Here is a 9,712-nt window from a genome sequence, read left to right as displayed (position 1 = left end):
TTTTAAAGATAAAAGAAAAAATGCCAAAGACAATGATATTAATAAATTGTGCTCCTACAAGAATGACGAGGATAAAAAATTATGTTCCCAATCAAAAGACAACGCATGTTGAGAGCGTGGTATTGATGTCAAAAATAAGATTATAGGTTATAATAGTGTTGAAAGTAGTAGCTTTTAGGATTTTTAGAGGGTTTTGTATGAATTTTGAAAAAATTGTAATTAGTTTATTACCTATAGCAGGATTGCTTTTGTCTTTCTTTTATAAGTATAAAGCAAATGGAAATATAAGTAAGTATAGTGGATTTAGAACAGCATTAAGTATGAAATCAAAAGAAAACTGGAATTATGCCCATAAGTATGCAGCTAAACTTTTGCGCATATATACTATATTTTTTATATTACTAAATATTATAATAATATTTAGTAATAGTCTAACTAATACAACTATGACAATCATAGTTGTATTGCAAATGCTATTCTACTTCATCATTGGATATAAAGTTAATAATGCTTTGGCGAAAAAAGAAAATAGTTAGAATCTATTAAGAATTAAAAAAAGATAAAGTTGTGTATATTGAAAATGAAAAAATAAACTGGTAATACAAGGTGACGACATTGAGTCTAGGGTTGTAGTATTAATTCTTATAATTTTAGCTGCTAATGCGAATGTTGTATGAACGCAAATGTAAATACAATTATTAATGCTAATGTAATAGCGAAGGTAAGCGGTGGCTTCAATTACAAATTAACTAATATAAAAGATTATAGTTTATGATGAAATGATTAAAGTAATATTTAAATCTTCAGTTGAAGTTGAAATAGAAAATTGACAAAAATAAAAACTAAATACACAATAAATCCCACAGAATCCGACATGCCTCTTAAAGTGGTGTAAGTTGGGTCTTTTAGTTGTAAAAATAGCTCCACCATGTTATGGTAAGGGCTTGTTCCATAAGTATTATATAAGAAAAAATGGTCAAGTACTTGAATGAAAAATTAACAAACACTTTAAGGATATTAAAAACTAATTCAAACGATGTAAAATTAACTTCGAAATAGGTCCTATATGGAATTATTTCTAAATAGAGTTGAATTACATGGGTTTATCATTTATGATGTACTTAGATTAAGTTCCAAAACGGAAATAATTCTAAATAGAAAAAGGTGTAGGTTTATGGAAATAAAACGTGATTACTATCTAGATAAATTAATACGAAAAAAAGATAATGGATTTATTAAGATTATTACAGGAATTAGAAGGAGCGGAAAATCTTATTTGCTGAATAATCTATTTTATAATCATTTGCTTGAAAATGGAGTAGATAATAAGTATATTATAAAATTTGCCTTTGATTCGGCTAGGGATTTATTAAAAATTGGCGAAGATTTAATGGATTTAGATCTGCTAAGTGGTGAAAGATTAGTAGATCCTAAAAAATTTTTAGACTATATTATGAGCCAAACGAATGACAAGGAAAAATTTTATATCCTCTTAGATGAAGTTCAATTGCTTAAATCTTTTGAGCAAGTCTTAAATGGATTTTTGCGTCAAGATAATTTTGACGTTTATGTTACTGGGAGTAATTCTAAATTCTTATCTAAAGATGTCATTACTGAATTTGCAGGTAGGGGTGATGAAATTCATGTTATGCCGCTTGTATTTTCTGAATTTCTTCAAACTTATGATGGCGACAAAGAAGATGCTTTTGCGGAATATCAAGTTTACGGCGGTTTACCAGCTGGGGCTTTAATAAAAACAGATGAAGATAAGATGAATTATCTAAAGGGGCAACTCGAAAATGTATATTTGCGCGATATTGTTCATAGGTATGACATACGTTTAACTTCTGAACTAGAAGACCTACTCAATATTTTGGCATCAGGCATTTCAAGTCTTACGAATCCAAGTAAAATAGCTTCAACTTTTCAATCCATAAAAAAATCTAAAATTTCTGCAAATACAATTGATAAGTTTATAGGCTATTTTGAAGATTCTTTTATTTTAAAAAGAGTCTATCGATACGATGTTAAAGGGAGAAAATATATAGGCACGCCTTATAAAATATACTTTGAAGATGTAGGGTTGAGAAATGCAAGATTAAACTTTAGACAGATAGAACCAACCCACCTAATGGAAAATATCATTTATAACGAATTAAGATATCGTGGCTATATGGTTGATGTAGGAATGGTCATGAAAAGGGAAAATGTTAATAATAAAGATATAAAGAAACAGCTGGAAGTTGACTTCATAGCCAATCTTGGAAATAAAAGATATTATATTCAATCCGCCTATAGTCTTCAATCAATCGAAAAAATAAATCAAGAAAAAGCGTCCCTGTTAAATATTGACGACTCATTTAAGAAAATTATTATCGTAAAAGATAGAATAACCCCCTTTTTAGATGAAAATGGAATACTCACTATTAATCTATTTGATTTTTTGTTAAACAAGGAAAGTTTGGACTTATGATGAATAACTTAACTTATTCGTTAAGGATATATTCCCACATATGAAGCTTTTGAAAAACTTTTAATTTTATCCATAATGACAACTCAATCCATGCGGAAGTAATTACTTTATTATTTAGATATAAAATAGAATTTGTTTAATTGTGAAAATATTTAATATTTGATTAATATATTATTTATTAGAGAAATTCATTTTTAATTGGGTAAATATATTTTATAAAATTGTTCGAAGTTTTTGAAATTTTATTCTTTAATACTTATATTTTTATAACTTGATTAGGGCATTTTTAGGGAATTATAATTGACAGCTAATTAGTCCTAGTCTATAATGTGAACATAGGACAGTTATTAATTTTGCCTTGTAGGCTTTAATAAATGTAAAGAAAAATTCTTCATAATTCTTGGGATTTTTCACTTTATATATTTCAGATGTGAGTTTGGAGTATATAGCAAGAGGGTTGGTATTTAAGAAGTGTTTTATATGATGCTAATTCTAAAAAAATAATTTATATATTAAAAAATTTATTTTAAGTTGAAAAAGATTTGAATGATGTTTAGAGGTTAGAATTTTAGGGGTGGATTATGAATTTAAGTGAAAGATTAAAAACTTATGGTATGGAGCAAACATTAAAATATATACATAAGGATCCAGAGGTGAATTTGGAAAAAGCTTTAAATTTAAGCAGAAAGATTTCTCCGGATGCTTTTAAAAGTCAAATGGACTTTATTGAAAGAATTGTAAAAGATAAAGACGATGTCTATCATAAATATACAATTAATATGTTGGACAGATTGGATCCAGAGGTTTTTGATAAATTTGTTGTAAATTTTTTATTGAATGCAGGATTATTTAGTGAAGATTTAAAAAAAGAAAGCAGAGAAAAATATGGATGTAATGTTCCATGGGCAATTTTGTTAGATCCAACTACTGCTTGCAATTTAAAGTGTAAGGGATGTTGGGCAGCTGAATATGGAAATAGTTTAAATTTATCTTATGATGAGATTGATGACATTATTAAACAAGGTAAGGAACTTGGAATATATTTTTATATATTTACAGGCGGAGAACCTTTAGTTCGCAAAAAAGATGTGCTAAAAATTTGTGAAGAACATAGTGACTGTGAATTTTTAATATTTACTAATTCTACTTTAATAGATGATGAGTTTGCAGATGAAATGTTAAGACTTAAAAATATTATTCCGGCTATCTCCGTTGAAGGCCCTGAATTTACTACAGATTCAAGAAGAGGAGATGGTGTCTACAATAAGGTTATTGAAGCTATGGATAGACTTAAAGCAAAAGGTCTACCTTTTGGAATATCTTGTTGTTATACATCTGCAAATTATGACTCAATAATAAGCGAAGAGTTTGTAGACGAAATGATAGAAAGAGGAGCGTTATTTGCATGGTACTTCCACTTTATGCCAGTTGGAAAGGGAACAGGCAAAGAACTTCTTCCAAAGCCAGAACAAAGAGCTTATGTTTATGAACATCTAAGAGAAATGAGATCAAGAAAGCCGATGTTTTTCTTAGATTTTCAAAATGACGCTGAATATATTGGTGGTTGTATAGCAGGAGGTAGAAATTATCTTCATATAAATGCAAATGGTGATGTAGAACCTTGTGTATTTATTCACTATTCAGATTCTAATATAAGAGAAAAATCTTTGATAGAAAGTTTGCAGTCACCGCTATTTATGGCATATCATGATGGACAACCTTTTAATGAAAATATGCTTAGGCCTTGTCCAATGCTTGAAAATCCAGAAATGCTTAGAAATATGGTTAAAGAATCCAAGGCAAAGTCTACTGACATTTTAGAAAAAGAAGAAGTAGATGAACTATGTGATAAATGTAAAGACTATGCCGTAGAATGGAAACCTGTTTCAGAAGACTTGTGGGAAAATAGTCCATGGACTAGAAAGAATAGAAATAAATAAAAATTTAACAAAATAAATTATAGGATGCTTCTGCTTTTTAGGAGCATCTTTTTTATAAGAAAATATTAAAAATATAAATTAGAACTGATGTAAAAGTTTTATAGCTTGGAAATTATTTGTAAATGAAAGAGAGGTAAATATTTTATGGTTATAGTTAGAAAAGTTAAACTTAGTGATGCTAATGAACTTATAAGTTATTGTAAAAGGGTAGGAAGTGAAACGGATAACTTAACGTATGGTTCAGATGGTATAGGTCTATCTATAGAAGAGGAAAAGAAGTTTATTGAAGAGATGGATGAAAATTCAAATAATATTTTTATTTGTGCACTTGAAGATGATAAAATCATTGGAATTGGAAATTTAAATAGACTTCCTAGAAGAACAAGCCATAGATCAGAAATTGGTCTATCTGTTATAAAAGATAATTGGGGAAGAGGCGTAGGAAGTTTACTTCTAAATGAATTAATAGAGTTTGCAAGAAGTAGAGAAATTGAAATTATTAGTTTAAAAGTTCGTAGTGACAATATTAGGGCTATAAAATTTTATGAAAAGTTTGGGTTTAAAAAATTATTTACCATTCCAAAGCATTTAAAGATAAGGGATGAATATTATGATGCTGATTTTATGGTTTTAAGTTTATAAGTTTTGACAAGATTTTTAGTCTGTATGTCAAATACTTTTATTTCAATTGGAAAAACATTAGCGAAGGCTTCGTTCAAAAGATTTTTTATTATAGTTTGTAAAAAAGAATATTAATTTTAAATTGGGAGTGTAAAATGGAAAATAAAGTTAATGAAAGAAGGGGTGATTTTGTAAAGTAAAATACTTAAGGAGCGACAAGGAAGGATGCAGAGATTTTATTAAATAAATTAGTGTTACTTATCTTAAAAGAAATTTATGATATAAATTTTTAATAAGTTTTAATAATAATAGAGTGGGGTAAACTTTAAATTAAATATGTGGGGATTTATTTAATAGTTTAGTTGATATTTTATTTTGGGAGGAAAATAGAATGATAACATACAAAAATGTTTCCATGTCTTATCCAGATAGTGGGAAAGTTCTCGATAATCTCAACTTTGATATTAAAGATGGAGAGTTTTTTGTGATAGTTGGGCCAAGTGGCAGTGGAAAGACGACAACATTAAAACTTATTAACAGACTTATTGAACAAACTGAGGGAGATATAATATTTAAAGATAAAAAAATAAAAGATTATCCTTTAAGAGAATTAAGGTTAAGGATTGGGTATGTTTTGCAAGAAATTGCTCTTTTTCCGAATCTAACTGTAGCCGAAAATATTGCCATTATTCCAGAGATGAAGAAGATGGATAAGAAAGCTATAAATAAAAAGACAAAAAGATTGCTTGAACAAGTTGGATTGGATCCTAAAAAGTATATAAATAGACTTCCCAAAGATTTATCTGGAGGAGAAAGACAAAGAATAGGAATTTTAAGAGCCATAGCAGCAGATCCAGAGATTCTTCTAATGGACGAACCTTTTTCTGCTCTCGACCCAATAAGCAAGGCACAACTTCAAGATTTAATAAAAAAACTTCATGATGATTATAAGATTACAACTGTTTTTGTAACTCATGATATGAATGAAGCGTTAAAGCTTGCTGACAGAATTTGTGTTATGAGAGAAGGAAAGATTATTCAAATAGATGAACCAAAGGAAATTATGGATAATCCTGAAAATAAATTTGTAAGTGAGTTTTTTAACAACGAAAGTGGCGTCATATGAATACTTTAATAGAAACTTTTAATGAGAGAAAATCAGATTGGTTAGTTAGTCTTTTTGAGCATTTGCAAATATCTTTATTGTCGCTTATTATAGCAATAGTTATAGCTGTGCCTTTGGCAATTCTTTTATCAAATCACAAAAAGGTAAATGAAGGGATTTTACAAGTGACGGGGATTTTTCAAACAATACCTTCGCTTGCGCTTTTGGGGCTTTTTATTCCTTTTATGGGAATAGGAAAGGTGCCTGCAATTACTGCTCTTGTAATTTATGCAATTTTTCCTATTTATCAGGGAACTGTAACAGGATTTGCTGAAATTGATCCATCATTAGAAGAAGCGGCAACAGCCTTTGGTATGACTAAGTGGGAAAAATTAAAAAAATATAAGTTATCTCTTGCAATGCCAATAATAATGTCTGGCGTGAGGACATCAAGTATTATGATTATAGGGACTGCAACTCTTGCAGCTCTAGTTGGTGCAGGAGGATTAGGTTCTTTTATATTATTAGGCATTGACAGAAATAATTCAGCTTTAATATTAATTGGTGCAATATCATCAGCAATTTTGGCAGTGTTATTTAGTTTAATAATTAAAAATTTGCAAAATAAAAAGCCAAAGACAATTTTAATTTCATTTGTAGTGGTTCTAGTTTTATTAGGAATAAGTTTTATTCCCTCTACAATGAAAAGCAATAAGTCACTAGTTGTTGCTGGGAAATTAGGAGCTGAGCCAGAAATAATTATAAATATGTATAAAGAACTTATAGAAGATAAGACAGATATAAAAGTAGAAGTGAAACCAAATTTTGGAAAGACAAGTTTTTTGTACGAAGCTTTGAAGTCAAAAAGTATTGATATTTATCCTGAATTTACAGGAACTGTCACAAGCTCTTTAATTGAGGAGGACACTTTTAAAATCCCAAATGATCCAAAAGAAGTTTATGAAATTGCAAGAGATAAAATATACAAGCAAGATAAATTAGTCTATTTAAAACCAAGTAAATTCCAGGATACCTATGCGATTGCAGTAAGAGAAGATTATGCAGAGAAAAATAATCTTACGAAAGTTTCTGATCTTAAGAGATTAGAAAATTCTATGGTGGCAGGTTTTACTTTGGAATTTAATGACAGGGAAGATGGAAATAAAGGGTTAAAATCATTATATGATTTGAATTTTGAAGTGAAGACAATGGAGCCAGCACTTAGATACACTGCAATTTCCAATAAATCTATTGACTTAACAGATGTCTATTCGACAGATAGTCAGATTATTACAAATAATTTAAGAGTTTTGGAAGATGACAAAAAATTATTTCCACCTTATCAAGCAGCACCTCTTTTAAGAGAAGAAACTTTAGAAAAATATCCTGAACTTGAAAAGGCTTTGGGAGAACTTGATGGTAAGATAACATCTCGTGAAATGACGGAAATGAATTATCAGGTTGATGTAGAAGGAAAACCTGCAAGTGAAGTTGCAAGAGATTATTTAATAAAAGAAAATTTGATAGAGAAAAAATAATAAGAGTAAAAGTTATTGGGATTTTTATAATTTAAAAATAATTACTCAAAGTTAAATTGGATATAATAGAATTAAGATAGAATGTGATAAAATAATATAGATAAATTATTTTGTGAAGGGAGAAAGTTATGACTGAAAATAAAAAGATTGCAATCCAAGAAACTTATGGTGAAAGATTTCAACATTGCTGGGGTTGTGGGCCAAAAAATGATAGTGGAATGCATTTAAAATCTTATCCATCAGAAGATGGAAGTGAGTGTATTACAAAAATTACTCCAGACAAAATGTATACAGGAGGAGTTCCTGCAAATTTATTTGGAGGAATGATTGCGATGATTTTTGACTGCCATGGAACTGCATCAGCAGCTTGGTTTAAACATAGGGATAAAGGACTTGAACTTACAGAAGATACAGTTATTGGAAGATTTATAACAGCAAGACTTGAAGTGGATTTTAAAAAGCCGACTCCAATGGATAAAGAAATTACTGTTACAGCTACTGCAGAAGAAATTGGGGACAGAAAAGTTATTGTAAATATGATTATGGAAGCTGATGGAGAAGTTCGTGCAAAGGCAAAAATGATTGCTGTTGGCGTAAAAGACAATATGTAAAAAATTTATAAAAATTATTTTTAATGACTTTAATTTTGATTGAGGTCATTTTTTTATAAAACTTTAAAATAATATATAATCAAATTTAGTTATTGTAAAGAGATAAAAATTTATAATTAAGTGCTATAATGAAAAAGTACTTTGGGGTGATTGTGTGAAGAAAAAAAATATTTCGCGAGCAATGTTATTTATAATTTTATTTGGAATTGTAAGTTTATTTTCTGATATGACTCACGAAGGTGCTGCTAGTATAAGAGGAGCTTATCTCGCTCTTTTAGGTGCATCGGCGGGAACTATTGGTTTTATTTCTGGACTCGGAGAACTAATTGGATATTCTATGAGATATGTATTTGGTAGAATTACTGACAAGACTAAAAAATATTGGCCAATGGTGATTTTTGGATATATTTTGGATATTTTAGCTGTGCCTGCACTTGCTCTTGTTGGAGAAAATGGATGGATTGCTGCATCAATTCTCTTAGTTATTCAGAGAATGGGAAAAGCTATAAAAAAGCCAGCAAAAGATACAATTATGTCCTTTGCAGCAAGTCAAGAAGGTGTGGGAAAATCCTTTGGAATACAAGAGATGCTAGATCAAATTGGGGCATTTCTTGGACCAGTTATGCTTTATCTTGTGATGTTATTTAAAACAGAAGGTAGCACTTTTGAAATTTACAAAACTTGTTTTGCATTTTTATTTATCCCAGGAATAATTACAATTTTATTTTTATTTTTTACAAAGAAAAAATTTCCAAATCCAGAACATTTTGAGCCAGAGCCAAAGGAATATGTGCCTTTTAAAATGAAGAAGTCTTTTATATTTTATATTGTTGGTATTTCTTTTTTTGCTTTTGGGTTTATTGACTACTCAATAATAATTATGCACATATCAAAAAATTACACTTCTATTGCAGGAAACCTTTATGAAACTTCAAATTTAATAAATAGTGGCACAATTCCACTTTTATATGCGGGAGCAATGCTTGTGGATGCAGTGGCGGCTCTTGTATTTGGTCATATATATGATAAGAATGGAGTAAAAGCCCTTGTTATTTCTACGATAATTTCTGCACCATTTTCTGTTTTTATATTTGGAATGAAAAGTGTTCCTGCACTTTTATTTGGTTTAGTACTTTGGGGAATTGGAATGGGAGCACAGGAATCGATATTAAAAGCAGCTGTAACGTCAATGGTTCCAAAGAAAAATCGTGCGACAGGTTACGGAATATTTGAGTGTTCCTTTGGAATTTTTTGGTTCTTGGGAAGTTGGTTAATGGGAGTTATGTATAGCGTATCTATACCTATTATGATTTCAATTTCTATTGCAGCACAAATTTTGGCAATACCTTTCTACTTAAAGGTAGGAGAAATAAAATAATAAGAAAGGCGAGTTTGATGACTCTAGAAGGTTAAATAAAAATTAA

General features: G+C 29.4%; 8 protein-coding genes. All 8 read left to right on the top strand.

The window, feature by feature from the left end:
* Window positions 1–197: 197 nt before the first annotated feature.
* The 8 genes from RH95_RS08910 to RH95_RS08875 all read left to right on the top strand — a co-directional run bounded on the left by RH95_RS08910 (window position 198) and on the right by RH95_RS08875 (window position 9,666).
* Window positions 198–536, top strand: a complete 339-nt coding sequence (locus tag RH95_RS08910; RefSeq protein WP_010248462.1) for an SdpI family protein — start codon at window positions 198–200, stop codon at window positions 534–536.
* Window positions 537–1,174: 638 nt separating this feature from the next.
* Window positions 1,175–2,473 (top strand): ATP-binding protein, encoded by a 1,299-nt coding sequence (locus tag RH95_RS08905; protein WP_010248460.1) that lies wholly within the window; start codon window positions 1,175–1,177, stop codon window positions 2,471–2,473.
* Window positions 2,474–3,054: 581 nt separating this feature from the next.
* Window positions 3,055–4,413 carry a radical SAM/SPASM domain-containing protein gene (locus RH95_RS08900; RefSeq protein ID WP_010248458.1) on the top strand — a complete coding sequence of 453 codons (1,359 nt, stop codon included), beginning with the start codon at window positions 3,055–3,057 and terminating at the stop codon, window positions 4,411–4,413.
* 144 nt (window positions 4,414–4,557) lie between these two features.
* Window positions 4,558–5,055 carry a GNAT family N-acetyltransferase gene (locus RH95_RS08895; protein ID WP_010248456.1) on the top strand — a complete coding sequence of 166 codons (498 nt, stop codon included), beginning with the start codon at window positions 4,558–4,560 and terminating at the stop codon, window positions 5,053–5,055.
* 370 nt (window positions 5,056–5,425) lie between these two features.
* Window positions 5,426–6,160, top strand: coding sequence for an ABC transporter ATP-binding protein (locus RH95_RS08890; RefSeq protein WP_010248454.1), 735 nt, complete (start codon window positions 5,426–5,428; stop codon window positions 6,158–6,160).
* Window positions 6,157–7,677 (top strand): ABC transporter permease/substrate-binding protein, encoded by a 1,521-nt coding sequence (locus RH95_RS08885; protein ID WP_010248452.1) that lies wholly within the window; start codon window positions 6,157–6,159, stop codon window positions 7,675–7,677. The genes RH95_RS08890 and RH95_RS08885 overlap by 4 nt, the downstream gene beginning before the upstream one ends.
* Window positions 7,678–7,805: 128 nt before the next feature.
* Window positions 7,806–8,288: a hotdog domain-containing protein gene (locus RH95_RS08880; protein WP_010248450.1), complete on the top strand. Its 483-nt coding sequence runs from the start codon at window positions 7,806–7,808 to the stop codon at window positions 8,286–8,288.
* Window positions 8,289–8,442: 154 nt separating this feature from the next.
* Window positions 8,443–9,666 carry an MFS transporter gene (locus RH95_RS08875; protein ID WP_010248447.1) on the top strand — a complete coding sequence of 408 codons (1,224 nt, stop codon included), beginning with the start codon at window positions 8,443–8,445 and terminating at the stop codon, window positions 9,664–9,666.
* Window positions 9,667–9,712 lie beyond the last annotated feature (46 nt).

The sequence above is a fragment of the Peptoniphilus rhinitidis 1-13 genome, from assembly GCF_000246925.1.
Lineage (GTDB): Bacteria > Bacillota > Clostridia > Tissierellales > Peptoniphilaceae > Peptoniphilus_A > Peptoniphilus_A lacydonensis.
The sequence above is the reverse complement of the archived record's forward strand: the minus strand, read 5'-3'. Positions and strand labels throughout refer to the sequence as shown.

What these genes read in the sequence shown, in the direction of transcription:
- RH95_RS08910 (WP_010248462.1), top strand. Translation starts at nt 198, where the DNA reads ATGAATTTTGAAAAAATTGTAATTAGTTTATTACCTATAGCAGGATTG.
- RH95_RS08905 (WP_010248460.1), top strand. Translation starts at nt 1,175, where the DNA reads ATGGAAATAAAACGTGATTACTATCTAGATAAATTAATACGAAAAAAA.
- RH95_RS08900 (WP_010248458.1), top strand. Translation starts at nt 3,055, where the DNA reads ATGAATTTAAGTGAAAGATTAAAAACTTATGGTATGGAGCAAACATTA.
- RH95_RS08895 (WP_010248456.1), top strand. Translation starts at nt 4,558, where the DNA reads ATGGTTATAGTTAGAAAAGTTAAACTTAGTGATGCTAATGAACTTATA.
- RH95_RS08890 (WP_010248454.1), top strand. Translation starts at nt 5,426, where the DNA reads ATGATAACATACAAAAATGTTTCCATGTCTTATCCAGATAGTGGGAAA.
- RH95_RS08885 (WP_010248452.1), top strand. Translation starts at nt 6,157, where the DNA reads ATGAATACTTTAATAGAAACTTTTAATGAGAGAAAATCAGATTGGTTA.
- RH95_RS08880 (WP_010248450.1), top strand. Translation starts at nt 7,806, where the DNA reads ATGACTGAAAATAAAAAGATTGCAATCCAAGAAACTTATGGTGAAAGA.